Below are 16,997 nucleotides of genomic sequence, written 5' to 3' on the forward strand. Positions count from 1 at the left end.
ATTTTAGGACTTAACGATGACAATAAAAAAATCTCCTTCTTTATTAGGCGGCGCCATGATTATTGCGGGTACCGCGATTGGTGCTGGTATGCTCGCTAATCCAACTTCGACGGCGGGTGTATGGTTTATCGGCTCTATTCTGGCTTTGGTTTACACTTGGTTCTGTATGACCACATCAGGTTTGATGATCTTAGAAGCCAACTTACATTATCCTACCGGCTCAAGCTTTGACACCATCGTGAAAGATTTGTTAGGAAAAGGTTGGAATATTATCAATGGTCTTTCCGTTGCTTTCGTGTTGTATATTTTAACTTATGCCTATATCACCTCTGGCGGCGGTATTACACAAAACTTGCTCAATCAAGCCTTTGGTTCCGCTGAAAGTGCGGTCGATATTGGACGGACTTCGGGATCTTTAATTTTCTGTTTTATTCTTGCAGCTTTCGTCTGGCTTTCTACTAAAGCAGTGGATCGTTTCACAACCATTTTGATCGTTGGAATGGTGGTGGCTTTCTTCCTTTCTACCGCAGGCTTATTGAGCTCTGTAAAAACAGAGGTGTTATTCAATACCATTGCGGAAGGTGAACAAAGCTATTTGCCTTATTTATTGACCGCACTTCCAGTTTGCTTAGTGTCTTTTGGTTTCCACGGAAATGTACCGAGCCTCGTCAAATATTACGATCGTGATGGTCGTCGCGTGATGAAATCGATCTTTATTGGTACAGGTTTAGCCTTAGTGATTTATATTTTATGGCAGCTTGCAGTGCAAGGTAATTTACCACGTACAGAATTTGCACCAGTGATTGAAAAAGGCGGCGATGTATCGGCATTATTAGAAGCATTACACAAATATATTGAAGTGGAATACATTGCAGTTGTATTGAATTTCTTTGCTTATATGGCTATTGCAACCTCATTCTTAGGGGTAACGTTAGGTTTATTTGATTATATTGCCGACTTATTTAAATTTGATGACAGCGTATTAGGCAGAACAAAAACCACATTGGTGACATTCTTACCGCCACTATTGTTAAGTTTACAATTCCCTTATGGCTTCGTGATTGCCATTGGTTATGCCGGATTAGCTGCAACAATTTGGGCTGCAATCGTGCCAGCACTGCTTGCTAAAGCAAGTCGCCAAAAATTCCCAAATGCGACTTATAAAGTGTATGGCGGTAATTTTATGATTGGCTTTGTGATCTTATTCGGTGTGTTAAATATTGTGGCACAAGTAGGCGCAAACTTAGGATGGTTTGCAAGTTTCGCAGGATAAGTTTTCGCGTTAATATTGTAGGGGCGTATCGAATACGCCCTTTTTAATTTTACATAGGAAACGAGATGAGTAACCAAACGAGCGTTTACGATAAAGAAAACTTCTTTGCGCTTTATCAAAAACTGCGATCTAACCCAATCAGCCTCAATGAAATAGTGGAAAAGCCGACGATGCTTTCCCTGTTACCTGATTTACAAGGGAAAAAATTGCTCGATCTAGGTTGTGGAACGGGTGGACACTTACAACTCTATTTGGAACGCAATGCGGAGAGCGTAGTGGGAACAGATCTTTCAGCTAAAATGCTAGAGCAAGCTGAAAAAGAGCTAAAAAAGTGCAGTCAATTTTCTGGACGTTTTTCGTTATATCAGTTACCGATGGAAAAATTAACGGAATTGCCAGAAAGTGATTTTGATGTCATTACCAGCTCTTTTGCTTTTCATTATATTGAAGATTTTCCCGCTTTATTAGCTTCTATTGCCAACAAACTTAAGCCTAACGGCACATTAGTTTTTTCCCAAGAGCATCCGATTACAACTTGCCATAAAGAAGGGGAGCGCTGGGAAAAAAATGAGAAAAAACAGCAAGTAGCCTACCGTTTAAATCATTACCGTGATGAAGGGCTAAGAGAGCGAAATTGGTTTCAACAACCTTTTAAAACGTATCACCGTACGACGGCAACGATCATTAATGATTTAATCGCTGCGGGTTTTCAAATTGAACAAATGGCTGAACCAATGTTAGCCGAGCAGCCACAATGGCATGATGAATTTAAAGATTTGCGGCATCGTCCCCCTTTATTGTTTATTAAAGCAAGAAAAGTGATGAATTTAACAAAATAAACTGGTTTTTGACCGCACTTTATGGTATAAATCGCACCGCTGTTTTTGGGTTTCAAAAGCAGCGTTTTTAATTATTAACAACACACACATATCATTAAGGCTTAATCGGGGTGCCAAACGGTCGATTAGCTGATATGTGGAGGCTCAACCCCAACAAAAGGAAAATATTATGGCACAAGTTTCAATGCGCGACATGATCAACGCAGGCGTACACTTCGGACACCAAACTCGTTACTGGAACCCACAAATGAAACCTTTCATTTTTGGTGCTCGTAACGGTGTTCACATCATCAACTTAGAAAAAACTTTACCTTTATTCAACGAAGCTTTAGCGGAATTAACTCGCATTGCTAGCAACAACGGTAAAGTATTATTCGTTGGTACAAAACGTGCAGCGTCTGAAGCAGTTCAAGCAGCAGCATTAGATTGTCAGCAATATTACGTAAACCACCGTTGGTTAGGTGGTATGTTGACTAACTGGAAAACCGTTCGTCAATCAATTAAACGTTTAAAAGATTTAGAAACTCAATCTCAAGATGGTACTTTTGACAAATTAACCAAAAAAGAAGCGTTAATGCGTACCCGTGAGATGGAAAAACTTGAATTAAGCCTTGGCGGTATCAAAGATATGGGCGGCTTACCAGATGCGTTATTCGTTATCGGTGCAGACCACGAACATATCGCTGTTAAAGAAGCAAACAACCTAGGTATTCCTGTGTTTGCTATCGTTGATACTAACTCAACTCCAGCTGGCGTAGATTTCGTTATCCCTGGTAACGATGATGCGACTCGTGCTATCCAACTTTACGTTTCTGCAGCTGCAGCAGCGGTTAAAGAAGGTCGTGGTAACGAAGCTCAAGTTGCTGAAGAATTAGCAGCTGACGCAGAATAATTTAAGTTTTGCAATAAGGCGAAGCCCTTAATAATCAAACGATTAATTGGCATAGGGGCTAAAATTTAGCCCCTATATTTTTATCTAAAAGTGCGGTCAAAATAAATCGCATTTTCGACAGAGGATTTTTAAAATGGCTGAAATCACAGCATCATTAGTAAAAGAACTTCGTGAACGTACCGGTGCCGGTATGATGGAATGTAAAAAAGCATTAGTTGAAGCAAACGGTGATATCGAGTTAGCAATCGACAACATGCGTAAATCTGGTCAAGCTAAAGCAGCTAAAAAAGCAGGCCGTGTTGCAGCTGAAGGTGTTATCCTTGCTCGTGTAGAAAATGGTTTCGGTGTATTAGTTGAAATGAACTGTGAAACTGACTTCGTAGCAAAAGATGCTGGTTTCTTAGGTTTAGCAAACGAAGTAGCTGATTTCGCAGCAGCACACAAAGGTACGACTATCGAAGCGTTACAAGCACAATTTGAAGAAAAACGTGCTGCATTAGTGGCTAAAATCGGTGAGAACATGAACATCCGTCGTGTTGCTTACTTAGATGGTCAAGTTATTGCTCAATACTTACACGGTGCGAAAATCGGTGTGTTAGTTGCGGGTGAAGGTTCAGCTGATGAACTTAAAAAAGTGGCAATGCATGTAGCGGCATCTAAACCAGAATTCGTGAACCCAGAAGATGTACCTGCAGAAGTAGTTGAACACGAGCGTCAAATCCAAATTGATATCGCAGTTAACTCTGGCAAACCAAAAGAAATTGCAGAGAAAATGGTTGAAGGCCGTATGAAGAAATTCACTGGTGAAGTTTCATTAACAGGTCAAGCATTCGTAATGGATCCTTCTGTATCTGTAGGCGACTTCTTAAAATCAGTAAATACTTCAGTGTCTAACTTCATCCGTTTAGAAGTAGGTGAAGGTATCGAGAAAAAAGAAGAAGATTTCGCAGCTGAAGTTGCAAAAATCACTGGCGGTAACGCTTAATTTTCTCCATTGAGATATTATAAAAAAGCCGATATTCAATATCGGCTTTTTTGTTATCTTAAATTTGAGATGCTTTATTTCTTTGGACGAATATCGATGGCGGGGTCTGCATCTTTACGATATTTTTCTTCAATCAGTTTTTTCAGCCCATAATCGTCTTTGTCAGCTTGTTCAGAGAATAAATCTTCTTCTAATGTGAGCTTCGGATTTTTAATCCCTATCCAATTAGCAATACCTTCTAAGAAATTCAAACCAGATTTAAAGGCTTTGTATTCTTTACGTGCCGTATCATCAGATGAAATCTTAAAGAGCGGAATATTATGATGTAATTGACTGTGACAGTTTTGGTTAAATAAGGTTACACCATGTTTATCATCTTCTTGGTGACATAAACCATGATCAGAAAAATAAATCATTGAGAAAGTGCGGTGTGTTTTTTGCTCGTTTTCTTTGAGGGTTTCATACACTTTCTTAATAAAATCATCGGTTTTCTTAATGGATGAAACATAGCAATTTAAGTACTCGTTCTTTTTCTCAATGTCATTATCATTGAAAATTTTCGGATAATCTTCAACACGATCGCAAGCAAGAGGATGTGAACCATAAATGTGTAACACAATAAAGCGTTTACCTTGTGTTGGATCTTCTAAAACTTGGGCAAATTTAGGAATTAAATCAAAATCGCTGTAGTTTGTAGAATTAAAGCTACCGCCTTTTTTCAGGAAAATGGTTTCATCAGATTTTGATGCAAGCGAAGCAACTGGCGTGTCATATTCACCTAAGAAACCTTGATTAGAAAGCCAGTAGGTTTTTACGCCTGCGGACTTAATCAGATCCACTAAGCTTAAATCATAGTTAGGTTCCCATTTTTCTTTGTCAGGTAAAGTTAACATTAAGCGCAATGAGGCGACAGTGTTGGTTCCGGCAGATGTCATCCCATCAATAAGTGTGCCATTTGTTGATGACATGAATGGCGTGTCATTAACAGGATAGCCATAAGCATGTAAGTAGTCTTTTCGCGCACTTTCACCCAAAATAATCACATAATCTTGGTATTTCGAATTTTCTAATGTGGATTGTCCCCAGTTGCTTTCTTGTGACATTTTTTTCAATTTTTGCCATTCATTAACAATTTCTACACTCGAATCTATTGTTTCTTTTAATGGCGCAGCAATCGGTAAGTTGTAGCCAATCAACAGGGTAGCGAGGGCAATGAATGTTTTATTGCGATAAAATTTTACCCCAAATTTGACCGCACTTTTGTAATGTAAAAAGACTAAAACTGGAATAGCTAATGCAGCTAAATAGCTGCTTACAGGGATTTGCATGAGAAACTCTTTGGTCTCTAACATATCTGTCGCGAGAACCGATGCAATATATTGGTAGCTTGGTGCACCAAAATTTAAGCCTGTTGGCGTATAAATTGCGTGTAAGCAAACTAAGGGTAATAAAATAAAATAGAAAGATTTTCGGCTACTACTTAATAAAATAATGAAAATAGCCGCGAGTAAAATCAGACTAATAGATGGCTCAGGAAACATCCCTGAACCTCGTAAAATCAAATAACCCGCAGCAATGGCGCAAGCCAAAGAAAAAAGTGCGGTTAAAATTTGTGAGGTTTTTGAAATCTTCATAAAGTTTACCTATAAAATCAAAACAGCGATATTTTATCGCACTTTTCTGACTAATTTCCATTTTTAACTTTTTCGCTCTTTTGCTAGAATAAGCCAAATTTTGTAACCGACAAAGGAAAAGACAAATGAGCCAACCAATTTACAAACGTATTTTATTGAAATTAAGTGGTGAAGCATTGCAAGGTGATGAGGGCTTCGGTATCGATCCTTCGATCCTTGATCGTATGGCGTTAGAGATTAAAGAATTAATTGAAATGGGCGTGGAAGTTGGTGTTGTGCTCGGTGGTGGTAACTTATTCCGTGGTGCAAAATTAGCTAAAGCCGGCATGAATCGCGTAGTGGGCGACCATATGGGGATGCTTGCAACCGTAATGAATGGCTTGGCAATGCGCGATGCGCTTCATCGTGCGGATGTGAATGCAAAATTAATGTCTGCTTTCCAATTAAATGGGATTTGCGATACCTATAACTGGTCTGAAGCCATCAAAATGTTACGTGAAAAACGTGTGGTGATTTTCTCAGCGGGAACGGGGAGCCCGTTCTTTACTACAGATTCTGCTGCATGCTTGCGTGGTATTGAAATTGAAGCGGATATCGTGTTAAAAGCGACCAAAGTTGATGGCGTGTATGATTGCGACCCTGCAAAAAATCCTAATGCGAAGCTATACCATAAATTATCTTATGCAGAAGTGATTGATAAAGAATTACAAGTAATGGATTTAGCTGCGTTCACACTTGCGCGTGACCACGGTATGCCAATTCGTGTATTTAATATGTGCAAACCAGGTGCGTTACGCAAAGTCGTACTCGGTACAGAAGAAGGCACAACGATTAGTTAATTTTTTAAAGAATAAAATGGCGAGAGACTATCTCGCCTTTTTTATGAATAAATTTATTCAAAACTCCCTAAAAATCCAGTAAAATCACTGTGTTTTATCTTTATTTATTGAAAAGGACAGATGAATGATTAATGAAATCAAACAAGATGCTGAAGCTCGCATGGAAAAAAGCCTTGAAGCCTTACGTGGGCATATTGCAAAAATCCGTACAGGTCGTGCTCAACCTAGCTTATTAGACGCAATCCAAGTGGAATACTATGGTGCAGCGACCCCACTTCGTCAATTAGCTAACGTGGTTGCGGAAGATGCGCGTACTTTAGCGGTAACAGTATTTGACCGTTCTTTAATCAGTGCAGTAGAAAAAGCAATTTTAACGTCTGATTTAGGTTTAAACCCATCTTCAGCAGGTACAACAATTCGTGTGCCTCTTCCTCCATTAACTGAAGAACGTCGTCGTGATTTAATCAAAATCGTAAAAAGCGAAGGTGAACAAGGTAAAGTTGCAATTCGTAATGTGCGTCGTGATGCAAATGATAAAATCAAAGCATTATTAAAAGACAAAGAAATCAGCGAAAACGATCAACATAAAGCAGAAGAAATCATTCAAAAAGTGACTGATAGCTATATCAAAAAAGTGGATGAGATCTTAGCGGATAAAGAAAAAGAATTAATGGATTTCTAATTGTCGAACCATGTTTTGGGGCAGACCAAGTGTCTGCCCTTGTTCTATTCTGATAAAAAAATAAAAGCACAAAGTGCGGTCGAAATTTTATGCAAAAACAAAATCTTGTTATTTTAGGATCAACCGGTTCTATTGGTCATAGCACCCTTTCTGTTATCGAACATAATCCTGACAAATACCATGCCTTTGCGTTAGTAGGGGGCAAAAATGTTGAGACAATGTTTGAACAATGCGTGAAATTTCAACCGCACTTTGCTGCATTAGATGATGAAAATGCAGCAAAGGTATTGCGAGAAAAATTAGCTTCACACCACATTAAAACAGAAGTCTTAGCTGGACAGAAAGCCATTTGTGAGTTGGCAGCACATCCAGATGCAGATCAAGTTATGGCAGCCATTGTTGGGGCGGCGGGATTACTACCGACCCTTTCAGCAGTGAAAGCGAGTAAGAAAGTCTTACTTGCTAACAAAGAATCTTTAGTGACTTGTGGTCAAATTTTTATTGATGCAGTAAAACAATTCAAAGCAAAATTATTACCTGTTGATAGTGAGCATAATGCGATTTTTCAATCTTTACCGCCTGAAGCCCAAGAAAAGGTTGGATTCTGTCCTTTGAAAGAATTAGGGGTCAGTAAAATTGTCTTAACGGGTTCTGGTGGGCCTTTCCGTTATACGCCATTAAACGAGTTTGAACATATTACGCCAGAACAAGCCGTCGCTCATCCAAACTGGTCAATGGGTAAAAAAATCTCTGTGGATTCTGCCACGATGATGAATAAAGGTTTAGAGTACATTGAAGCTCGCTGGCTCTTTAATGCATCGGCTGATGAAATGGAAGTGATTATTCATCCTCAATCTATTATTCATTCAATGGTGCGTTATGTAGATGGTTCGGTCATTGCTCAAATAGGCAATCCGGATATGCGCACGCCCATTGCGGAAACTATGGCTTATCCAAATCGTACTGTTAGTGGTGTGAAACCATTAGATTTCTTTAAAATCAAAGAATTGACGTTTATCGAACCTGATTTTAATCGTTATCCAAATTTAAAATTAGCGATCGATGCTTTTGCAGAAGGGCAGTATGCGACAACTGCTATGAATGCAGCAAATGAAATTGCAGTACAAGCCTTTTTAGATGGTTATATTAAATTTACGGATATTGCGAAAATTAACCAAGTATCAGTTGAGCAAATGCCATCTTCTATCATTTCAAGCATTGATGATGTATTAGCCGTAGATAAGCAAGCACGTGAATTAGCAGCTTCGCTGATTAAAAAGTTAATGTAGAATACACCAAAGTGCGGTTATAAATCCGAATATTTTAGAATGAAAGAACTTGATAACAATAATATTCCCGAACACGTTGCCATCATAATGGATGGTAATGGGCGCTGGGCGAAGCAACAAAATAAGCTGCGTATTTTTGGCCATACAAATGGTGTGGCAGCCGTGCGCCGTGCGGTGAGTTATGCACGACAAACTGGTGTTAAATTTTTGACGTTATATGCATTTAGCAGCGAAAACTGGAATCGTCCCGAGCAAGAAGTGAGCGCTTTAATGACGCTCTTTATGCAAGCACTTGATCGAGAAGTCAAAAAATTACATAAAAATAATATTCGTTTAAAGATTATCGGTGATGTTTCTCGTTTTAGTGAAAAATTGCAAGAGAAGATCGCAAAAGCAGAAAATTTAACGGAAAATAATACCGCACTGACTTTAAATATTGCGGCTAATTACGGTGGTTGTTGGGATATTGTTCAAGCGACTCAACAATTAGCTGAAAAAGTAAAAAATAATGAGATTTCGGTGAGTGATATTAATGAACCACTTTTCCAGCAACATTTAGTCACACAAGATGAGCCGCCGGTCGATTTACTAATTCGCACAAGCGGTGAACAACGCATTAGTAATTTCTTGCTTTGGCAAATTGCATATGCGGAATTGTGTTTTTTAGATGTGCTTTGGCCAGATTTTAGTGAAAAAGATTTTAATCAGGCAATTGCCTGCTATCAACAACGTCATCGCCGTTTTGGCGGGACAGAATAAGCGGAGAACTTATGCTTAAAGAACGTGTATTATCAGCCATTGTGTTGATTGCTTTGGTATTATGTGCCTTGTTCTTATTTACCCCATTTTATTTTGCCCTAGCCTTGGGCTTTGTGGCTACACTTGGTATTTGGGAGTGGGCTCAATTTGCTCGTTTTAAAAATCCTTTGGCACGCCTTTGTATCGCAGCATTTCTAGGCGCATTTATCTTCCTCTGGCTTTATAACGAAGGTAATTATTTAGATGCAGGTCGAGTATTTGAAAACTACTTGCCGCTTTTATTGCTAAATTCAGTCGGTTGGTGGGCGCTTGCATTAGTATTAGTGGTGACTTATCCAAGTTCAGCGAAGTTTTGGGGTAAAAATATCCCTTTACAAGTGTTGTTTGCTTTCTCTACGCTGATCCCTTTTGTTGCCGCAGTCTTACGTTTGCGTTTAGATAATTATACTGCTGATCCTCATCATGGTTTATTCTTATTGCTTTATGTGTTTGTATTGGTATGGGCGGCTGACTCTGGTGCCTATTTTGCGGGACGAGCCTTTGGTAAGCACAAGCTTGCGCCGAAAGTCTCACCGGGAAAAACATGGCAAGGGGTATTTGGAGGCATGATCACCGCGGCGGTATTGGCATTTGTATTTATCCATTTCTCAGGTGAAACCTTATTAGGTAGCCGTTCAATGAGTGGTTTTGTTGTGCTTTCTGTGGCAACTGTGGCTATTTCTGTATTAGGTGACTTAGCAGAAAGTATGTTTAAACGTGAATCAGGCATTAAAGACAGTAGTCAATTAATTCCGGGCCATGGCGGTATTTTAGATCGTATTGATAGCTTAACAGCCGCAGTACCATTCTTCACATATTTCTATTTCTTTGTGTTATAGGATAGAACATGTCATTTTTGTGGTCGCTTGGCTCATTTATTATTGCAATTGCTGTGCTAGTTGCCGTGCACGAATACGGCCACTTTTGGGCAGCAAGAAAGTGTGGTATTAAAGTTCATCGTTTTTCGATTGGCTTTGGTAAAGTGATTTGGCGACGCACAGATAAATTGGGCACCGAATTTGCTATTTCAGCTATTCCGCTTGGCGGTTATGTCAAAATGCTTGACGGGCGAAATGAAGAAGTTCCAGCAGAATTAAAATCGCAGGCATTTGAAAGTAAATCTGTCGCTCAACGTGCTTTTGTCATTGCTGCAGGCCCGCTTGCTAATTTTATTTTTGCGATTTTGGCATATTGGGTGATTTATTCTGTTGGGATTCCGAGTGTTAAACCAGTCATTGAAAATGTCACGCCAAATTCTCCCGCTGCGATGGCTCAAATTGAACCAAATAGCCAGATTTTAGCAATTGATGGAAAGAATACACCCGATTGGGAAACCATTAATTTATTGCTCACTGATAAGTTAGGTTCTGATTCTGTTGAACTCACATTAACGCCTTTTGGTGAAGACCAACCTTATCAACGAACCATTAATCTGCAAAATTGGACATTTGAGCCAGATAAAGAAACAGCATTTGAAACATTAGGGATCAATCCCGTTTCAAGTAAAGTGGAGATGACTTTATCAAAAGTGGTGGAGAACTCACCGGCTGAAAAAGCAGGCTTGTTGGTTGGCGATAAAATTTTAGCAGAAAATTCGACGGCACTTGATTGGAAAGCTTTTGTCGCACTGGTACAACAAGGTCAGCCTTTTACAATCAAGATCGAACGTAATCAAGAAATTTTTGACAAAACCTTGCAACCTGAGAAGAATCGAGAGGGTAAATGGTTTGTTGGGTTAAGTCCGACGTTCTTAAAAGTTGGCGAACAGTATCGAACTGAATTAAAATATGGTATTCTTGATGCCTTACAAAAAGGTGTGGAAAAGACAGGCCAAATTTCTTGGTTTATTGTGAAGGCAATCGGGAAATTGTTTAGTGGAGAGCTTTCATTTTCCAGTTTAGCCGGGCCAATTTCAATTGCCCAAGGTGCAGGTGCATCTTCTAACGCGGGTGTGATTTATTTCTTAAGTTTTCTCGCGTTGATTAGTGTTAATTTAGGCATAATGAATTTATTTCCGTTGCCAGTTTTAGATGGTGGACATCTCGTATTTTTGGCGGCGGAAGCTATCAAAGGAAAACCTGTTTCAGAACGGGTACAAAATTTAAGTTATCGTATAGGGCTCACAATTTTGTTAATTCAAACAATTTTTGTGCTTTTTAATGATTTCTTACGTTTATAACTATTGTTTTTTATAGGATAAAGTCGATGAAAAAACTTCTAATCGCAAGTTTATTATTCGGTACTACAACGAGTGTATTTGCGGCACCATTTGTAGCAAAAGACATTCGTGTTGACGGTGCTCAAGGAGACTTAGAACAGCAAATTCTAGCAAGTCTTCCTGTTCGTAGTGGTCAGCGTGTAACGGATAAAGATGTAGCCAATATTGTACGTTCATTATTCGTAAGTGGACAGTTTGATGATGTTAAAGCTTTCCAAGATGGCGACGCATTAGTTGTGAGCGTTATTGCGAAACCAATTATTTCTGAAGTGAATATTAAAGGTAACTCAGTTATTCCAACAGAAGCATTAAAACAAAACCTTGATGCAAATGGTTTCAAAAGTGGTGATGTCTTAAATCGTGCGAAATTAGAAGAGTTTGCGAAAACCTTAAGAGAACATTATAAGAGTATAGGTCGTTATAATGCGAAAGTTGATCCGATAGTGACAACTTTACCGAATAACCGTGCAGAAATTACACTTCAAATTGATGAAGATGATACGGCAAAACTTCGTTCTGTTACTTTTAATGGAAATGAAGCGATTTCTAGCAGTAAGTTACAAGAACAAATGGAACTTCAACCTGATTCTTGGTGGAAACTTTGGGGTAATAAGTTTGATGGTTCTCAATTTGATAAAGATATTCAAGCTATCCAAGACTATTACCAAAATAATGGTTATGCAAAAGCAAGAGTGACAAAAACAGATGTTCAGTTGAATGAAGAACATACAAAAGCAGATGTCACTATTGATGTAAGTGAAGGTGAAAAATACAATTTAAGTTCTGCTCGTATCGTCGGTAACTTAGGTGGTATGGCTGATGAATTACAACCATTATTAGGTGAACTTCACTTAAATGATACATTCAGTCGTGCGGATGTGCAAAATGTTGAAAGCTTAATTAAAGATAAATTAGGTGAACGTGGTTACGGTAGTGCAACAGTGAATACTGTACCAACTTTCGATGATGCGAATAAAACATTAGCATTAACCTTTGTGGTTGATGCGGGACGTCGTTTATCTGTTCGTCAAGTTCGCTTTGAAGGTAATACGGTTTCTGCAGATAGCACATTGCGTCAAGAAATGCGCCAGCAAGAAGGTACTTGGTATAACTCTCAATTAGTTGAGTTAGGTAAAGTACGTTTAGATAGAACGGGTTTCTTTGAGAGTGTAGAAAATCGTGTTGAACCAATTCAAGGTTCTAATGATGAAGTCGATGTCGTATATAAAGTAAGAGAACGTAATACCGGTAGTATTAACTTTGGTATCGGTTATGGTACAGAAAGTGGTATCAGCTATCAAGCAAGTGTGAAACAAGACAATTTCTTGGGAACAGGTGCAGCGGTAAGTTTAGCAGGTACACGTAATGACTACGGTACAAGTGTAAACTTGGGTTATACAGAACCATACTTTACTAAAGATGGAGTAAGTTTAGGTGGAAACGTATTCTATGAAACTTACGATAACTCGAAAAGTGATACTTTATCAACCTATAAACGTACAACTTACGGTGGTAATGTCACATTAGGATTCCCAGTTAATGAGAATAACTCATATTACGTGGGATTAGGTTATACTTATAATAAAATCAGTAACTTCGCGTATGAATACAACCGTGATTTATACATGAAGTCAATGAATTTGACTGGAAACTCAATCAAAACTAATGATTTTGATTTCTCATTTGGTTGGAATTACAACAGCCTAAACCGTGGCTATTTCCCAACTAAAGGTGTGAAAGCAAGTTTAGGTGGCCGTGTCACCATTCCAGGATCTGATAATAAATATTATAAATTAAGTGCTGATCTTCAAGGTTTCTACCCATTAGATCGTGATCATCGCTGGGTATTATCTGGAAAAGCAACTGCTTCTTATGCAAATGGCTTAGGTGGTAAACGTGTACCGTTCTATCAACTTTATACGGCGGGTGGTATCGGTTCATTACGTGGTTTTGCTTATGGTGCAGTAGGTCCTAATGCGATTTATCAAGACAAATATGGCCAATGGTATCAAAGTACTGATGTCGTTGGTGGTAACGCGATGGCTACAGCAAGCGTGGAACTTATTGTTCCAACCCCATTTGTTGGAGATAAAAGCCAAAATAGCGTAAGAACCTCACTTTTCGTTGATGCTGCGAGTGTTTGGAATACAAAATGGAAATCAGATAAAGAAGGCTTAAAATCATCTCCTGTTTATGCAACATTACCTGATTACAGCAAAGCAGGTCGAATCCGTGCATCGACTGGTGTAGCTTTCCAATGGCAATCACCAATCGGACCATTGGTATTCTCTTACGCGAAACCAATCAAAAAATATGAAAATGATGATGTAGAACAATTCCAATTTAGTATTGGTGGTTCTTTCTAATAAATTGAACTTTTACGTTCTATTTAAGTCAAAATCTTCGTTCTGTGTCAGTGAGTTAGCTGACACAGAAATATTTACTCAACTAATTTAAGGAAATTCAAATATGAAAAACGTAGTAAAAGTTACCGCACTTTCTTTAGGTCTTGCACTTGCATCAGGTTTTGCTGCTGCAGATGAAAATATCGCATTCATCAATGCGGGTTACTTATTCCAAAACCACCCGGATCGTCAAGCTGTAGCAGATAAGTTAGATGCAGAATTCAAACCAATGGCGGATAAACTTGCTGCAAGTAAGAAAGAAATTGATGACAAAATCGTAGCATCTCGTAAAAAAGTAGAAGCAAAAGTGGCTGCTTTACAAAAAGATGCACCTCGTTTACGTCAAGCTGAAATTCAAAAGCGCCAAGAAGAAATTACTAAATTTGGTTCAGATGAAGAAGCTGCATTAAATAAATTAATGGAAGAGCAAGATAAAAAAGTGGCAGAGTTTCAAGAGTTAAACGAAAAACGTCAAACTGAAGAGCGTGGTAAATTATTAGAAAGCATTCAAGTTGCAACTAATAACTTAGCAAAAGCAAAAGGTTATACTTATGTTTTAGATGCTAACTCTGTAGTATTTGCGGTAGATGGTAAAGACATTACTGAAGATGTATTAAAATCTATTCCTGCAACTGAAAAAGCAGCTCCAGCAAAAACTGAAGAGAAAAAATAATAGGTTCTCATAATGCAAAAATCCTATTCTTTACAGGAATTAGCAACAAAAGTCGGCGGTACCTTTCGCGGTAACGCCGATGTTGTCGTTAATAGTATTGCTGCTCTTTCAAAAGCAGATACAAATCAGCTTACGTTCATTTCTAATGCAAAATTTCGCCCTTTATTAGCTGAATCTAAAGCAGGTATTCTTGTGGTGTCAGAAGCGGATGTAGAATTTTGCTCACCTGAAAGTAATTTACTTATCGTTAAAGATCCTTATGTTGCTTATGCAGTATTAGCGCAATATATGGATACTACCCCGAAAGCAGCTCAAAATATCCACCCAAGTGCGGTTATTTCTGAAAAAGCTTCAATGGGTGAAAATGTATCAATTGGTGCAAATGCTGTTATTGAAGAAGGTGTTGTATTAGGCGATAACGTAATTATTGGCGCCGGTTGTTTTGTAGGTAAATTCACCAAAATTGGTGCAGGTACACAGCTTTGGGCAAATGTAAGCGTTTATCATGAAGTAGAAATTGGACAAAATTGCTTAATTCAATCAGGTGCTGTGATTGGTAGTGATGGCTTTGGCTATGCGAATGATCGTGGTCGCTGGGTGAAAATTCCACAAGTAGGACAAGTGATTATTGGTAATAATGTCGAAATCGGTGCTTGTACCTGTATTGACCGTGGAGCCTTAGATGCGACAGTCATTGAAGATAACGTCATTATTGATAACCTTTGTCAAATTGCGCATAACGTTCATATTGGCACAGGCACAGCAGTGGCTGGTGGTGTGATTATGGCGGGTAGCTTAAAAGTAGGTCGTTATTGCTTAATTGGCGGAGCAAGTGTGATTAATGGTCACATGGAGATCTGCGATAAAGTAACCGTGACAGGCATGGGTATGGTGATGCGCCCAATTACTGAGCCTGGCGTATACTCATCGGGCATTCCACTACAAACCAATAAAGAGTGGCGAAAAACAGCCGCACTTACCTTGGGAATTGATGGTATGAATAAACGATTGAAAGCCCTTGAGAAAAAACTTGGCTAAGATTTTAAAACGTACCTTAGGGTGCGTTTTATTTTTATACAGAAATATCGTATAATCTCAATGTTTTATTATTATTTATTTTAAAGGTATTAGTCGTGTCAGAGAATCAAGTAAGTAAAGTGATTGAAGCAAAAGAAATTATGACCTTATTGCCACATCGTTATCCATTTTTATTAGTGGATCGCGTGTTGGATTACAAAGAAGGTGAGTGGTTAAAAGCAATTAAAAATATCAGTGTAAACGAACCTTGTTTTACCGGTCATTTCCCTGGAGAGCCAATTTTACCAGGTGTGTTAATTCTTGAAGCTTTGGCGCAATCAATGGGGATCCTTGCATTTAAAACCCATGAATTAAAAGGTGGCGAATTATTCTATTTCGCAGGTATTGATGAAGCGCGTTTCAAACGCCCAGTATTACCTGGAGATCAAATGGAATTGAACGTTCAAGTGATTAAAGAACGTCGTGGTATTACAGCATTCACAGGTATTGCAACCGTAAACGGTGAAGTTGCTTGTGAAGCCAAATTAATGTGTGCTCGTCGATAATTAAAGAAAATTAAGGGGTAAGTATGATCCACCCAAGTGCAAAAATTCACCCAACCGCGATTGTTGCTGATGGCGCAGTTATTGGCGAAGATGTTGTTATCGGTCCTTTCTGTATTATTGAAGGGAGCGTTGAGATTAAAGCACGTACAGTTTTAAATTCTCACATTGTCGTGAAAGGCGATACCGTGATTGGTGAAGATAACCAGATTTATCAATTTGCCAGCATTGGTGAAGTGAACCAAGATTTAAAATATAAGGGCGAAGCAACAAAAACCATTATTGGTAATGGAAACCGTATTCGCGAGCATGTGACGATTCATCGCGGCACTATCCAAGGTGGTGGTGTAACACGTATTGGTAATAACAATTTACTCATGGTAAACGTACATGTTGCTCATGACTGCCAAATCAAGAATAACTGTATCTTAGCAAATAACGCAACACTTGCAGGTCATGTTGAATTGGATGATTTTGTGATTGTTGGTGGTATGTCTGCGATTCACCAATTTGTGATCGTCGGAGCACACGTTATGCTAGGTGGTGGTTCAATGGTTAGCCAAGATGTGCCGCCTTATGTGATGGCTCAGGGTAACCATGCTCAACCTTTCGGCGTTAACCTGGAAGGATTAAAACGTCGTGGTTTTGATAAACCAACCATGCACGCGATTCGTAACGTTTATAAAATGATTTACCGCAGTGGTAAAACCCTTGAAGAAGTCTTGCCAGAAATTGAACAAATTGCACAAACTGAATCGGCAATTAGTTTCTTTGTGGAGTTCTTCAAACGTTCTACTCGTGGCATTATTCGTTAATTAACGTTTCTTTTCTCATTAAGAGAAAATGATGAATAATAAAGAGACCGCACTATGATTTGTTCAAAGTGCGGT

At 38.8% G+C, this 16,997-nt stretch carries 16 protein-coding genes; 15 read left to right on the plus strand and 1 reads right to left on the minus strand.

The genetic code is table 11. The features are described from left to right. Positions 1–16 precede the first annotated feature (16 nt). The 4 genes from mtr to tsf all read left to right on the plus strand — a co-directional run bounded on the left by mtr (position 17) and on the right by tsf (position 3,989). Positions 17–1,273 (plus strand): tryptophan permease, encoded by a 1,257-nt coding sequence (mtr, locus tag INP95_RS04555; RefSeq protein ID WP_197561001.1) that lies wholly within the window; start codon positions 17–19, stop codon positions 1,271–1,273. A gap of 65 nt (positions 1,274–1,338) precedes the next feature. Beyond that, positions 1,339–2,112, plus strand: coding sequence for a class I SAM-dependent methyltransferase (locus tag INP95_RS04560; protein ID WP_197561002.1), 774 nt, complete (start codon positions 1,339–1,341; stop codon positions 2,110–2,112). 169 nt (positions 2,113–2,281) lie between these two features. Further along, on the plus strand, positions 2,282–3,004 hold the full coding sequence (gene rpsB, locus INP95_RS04565) for a 30S ribosomal protein S2 (RefSeq protein ID WP_046949980.1): 723 nt from the start codon (positions 2,282–2,284) through the stop codon (positions 3,002–3,004). A gap of 133 nt (positions 3,005–3,137) precedes the next feature. Next, positions 3,138–3,989 (plus strand): translation elongation factor Ts, encoded by an 852-nt coding sequence (gene tsf, locus INP95_RS04570; protein ID WP_115911352.1) that lies wholly within the window; start codon positions 3,138–3,140, stop codon positions 3,987–3,989. Between the two features lie 74 nt (positions 3,990–4,063). Here tsf and INP95_RS04575 read toward each other — a convergent pair whose 3' ends face one another. After that, positions 4,064–5,623: a phosphoethanolamine transferase gene (locus INP95_RS04575; RefSeq protein WP_197561003.1), complete on the minus strand. Its 1,560-nt coding sequence runs from the start codon at positions 5,621–5,623 to the stop codon at positions 4,064–4,066. A gap of 125 nt (positions 5,624–5,748) precedes the next feature. Here INP95_RS04575 and pyrH point away from each other — a divergent pair, with 125 nt between their 5' ends. The 11 genes from pyrH to lpxA all read left to right on the plus strand — a co-directional run bounded on the left by pyrH (position 5,749) and on the right by lpxA (position 16,922). Next, positions 5,749–6,462 carry a UMP kinase gene (gene pyrH / locus INP95_RS04580; protein WP_005698626.1) on the plus strand — a complete coding sequence of 238 codons (714 nt, stop codon included), beginning with the start codon at positions 5,749–5,751 and terminating at the stop codon, positions 6,460–6,462. Between the two features lie 124 nt (positions 6,463–6,586). Then, entirely contained in the window at positions 6,587–7,144 is a 558-nt protein-coding gene (gene frr / locus INP95_RS04585) for a ribosome recycling factor (RefSeq protein WP_005696784.1), read from the plus strand. A gap of 89 nt (positions 7,145–7,233) precedes the next feature. Beyond that, positions 7,234–8,433, plus strand: a complete 1,200-nt coding sequence (gene ispC / locus INP95_RS04590; RefSeq protein ID WP_197561004.1) for a 1-deoxy-D-xylulose-5-phosphate reductoisomerase — start codon at positions 7,234–7,236, stop codon at positions 8,431–8,433. Positions 8,434–8,472: 39 nt separating this feature from the next. After that, a complete protein-coding gene (uppS, locus tag INP95_RS04595) occupies positions 8,473–9,192 on the plus strand; it encodes a polyprenyl diphosphate synthase (protein ID WP_197561005.1) in 720 nt (239 codons plus the stop codon). Positions 9,193–9,203: 11 nt separating this feature from the next. Beyond that, positions 9,204–10,070 (plus strand): phosphatidate cytidylyltransferase, encoded by an 867-nt coding sequence (locus INP95_RS04600; protein ID WP_054419254.1) that lies wholly within the window; start codon positions 9,204–9,206, stop codon positions 10,068–10,070. Between the two features lie 8 nt (positions 10,071–10,078). Further along, on the plus strand, positions 10,079–11,410 hold the full coding sequence (gene rseP / locus INP95_RS04605; protein WP_197561006.1) for a sigma E protease regulator RseP: 1,332 nt from the start codon (positions 10,079–10,081) through the stop codon (positions 11,408–11,410). A 26-nt stretch (positions 11,411–11,436) separates the two neighbouring features. Then, complete coding sequence (gene bamA / locus INP95_RS04610; RefSeq protein ID WP_070715169.1) at positions 11,437–13,815, plus strand: outer membrane protein assembly factor BamA; 2,379 nt, start codon at positions 11,437–11,439, stop codon at positions 13,813–13,815. A gap of 103 nt (positions 13,816–13,918) precedes the next feature. Further along, positions 13,919–14,527 carry an OmpH/Skp family outer membrane protein gene (locus INP95_RS04615; RefSeq protein WP_049368923.1) on the plus strand — a complete coding sequence of 203 codons (609 nt, stop codon included), beginning with the start codon at positions 13,919–13,921 and terminating at the stop codon, positions 14,525–14,527. Positions 14,528–14,539: 12 nt separating this feature from the next. After that, complete coding sequence (gene lpxD / locus INP95_RS04620) at positions 14,540–15,565, plus strand: UDP-3-O-(3-hydroxymyristoyl)glucosamine N-acyltransferase (protein ID WP_070591616.1); 1,026 nt, start codon at positions 14,540–14,542, stop codon at positions 15,563–15,565. Between the two features lie 95 nt (positions 15,566–15,660). Then, complete coding sequence (fabZ, locus tag INP95_RS04625) at positions 15,661–16,110, plus strand: 3-hydroxyacyl-ACP dehydratase FabZ (RefSeq protein ID WP_014064844.1); 450 nt, start codon at positions 15,661–15,663, stop codon at positions 16,108–16,110. A gap of 23 nt (positions 16,111–16,133) precedes the next feature. Continuing rightward, positions 16,134–16,922: an acyl-ACP--UDP-N-acetylglucosamine O-acyltransferase gene (gene lpxA / locus INP95_RS04630; RefSeq protein ID WP_049368925.1), complete on the plus strand. Its 789-nt coding sequence runs from the start codon at positions 16,134–16,136 to the stop codon at positions 16,920–16,922. Positions 16,923–16,997 lie beyond the last annotated feature (75 nt).

This window comes from Haemophilus parainfluenzae, assembly GCF_014931375.1.
Taxonomy (GTDB): Bacteria; Pseudomonadota; Gammaproteobacteria; order Enterobacterales; family Pasteurellaceae; genus Haemophilus_D.

What these genes read in the sequence shown, in the direction of transcription:
- mtr (WP_197561001.1), top strand. Translation starts at nt 17, where the DNA reads ATGACAATAAAAAAATCTCCTTCTTTATTAGGCGGCGCCATGATTATT.
- INP95_RS04560 (WP_197561002.1), top strand. Translation starts at nt 1,339, where the DNA reads ATGAGTAACCAAACGAGCGTTTACGATAAAGAAAACTTCTTTGCGCTT.
- rpsB (WP_046949980.1), top strand. Translation starts at nt 2,282, where the DNA reads ATGGCACAAGTTTCAATGCGCGACATGATCAACGCAGGCGTACACTTC.
- tsf (WP_115911352.1), top strand. Translation starts at nt 3,138, where the DNA reads ATGGCTGAAATCACAGCATCATTAGTAAAAGAACTTCGTGAACGTACC.
- INP95_RS04575 (WP_197561003.1), bottom strand. Translation starts at nt 5,623, where the DNA reads ATGAAGATTTCAAAAACCTCACAAATTTTAACCGCACTTTTTTCTTTG.
- pyrH (WP_005698626.1), top strand. Translation starts at nt 5,749, where the DNA reads ATGAGCCAACCAATTTACAAACGTATTTTATTGAAATTAAGTGGTGAA.
- frr (WP_005696784.1), top strand. Translation starts at nt 6,587, where the DNA reads ATGATTAATGAAATCAAACAAGATGCTGAAGCTCGCATGGAAAAAAGC.
- ispC (WP_197561004.1), top strand. Translation starts at nt 7,234, where the DNA reads ATGCAAAAACAAAATCTTGTTATTTTAGGATCAACCGGTTCTATTGGT.
- uppS (WP_197561005.1), top strand. Translation starts at nt 8,473, where the DNA reads ATGAAAGAACTTGATAACAATAATATTCCCGAACACGTTGCCATCATA.
- INP95_RS04600 (WP_054419254.1), top strand. Translation starts at nt 9,204, where the DNA reads ATGCTTAAAGAACGTGTATTATCAGCCATTGTGTTGATTGCTTTGGTA.
- rseP (WP_197561006.1), top strand. Translation starts at nt 10,079, where the DNA reads ATGTCATTTTTGTGGTCGCTTGGCTCATTTATTATTGCAATTGCTGTG.
- bamA (WP_070715169.1), top strand. Translation starts at nt 11,437, where the DNA reads ATGAAAAAACTTCTAATCGCAAGTTTATTATTCGGTACTACAACGAGT.
- INP95_RS04615 (WP_049368923.1), top strand. Translation starts at nt 13,919, where the DNA reads ATGAAAAACGTAGTAAAAGTTACCGCACTTTCTTTAGGTCTTGCACTT.
- lpxD (WP_070591616.1), top strand. Translation starts at nt 14,540, where the DNA reads ATGCAAAAATCCTATTCTTTACAGGAATTAGCAACAAAAGTCGGCGGT.
- lpxA (WP_049368925.1), top strand. Translation starts at nt 16,134, where the DNA reads ATGATCCACCCAAGTGCAAAAATTCACCCAACCGCGATTGTTGCTGAT.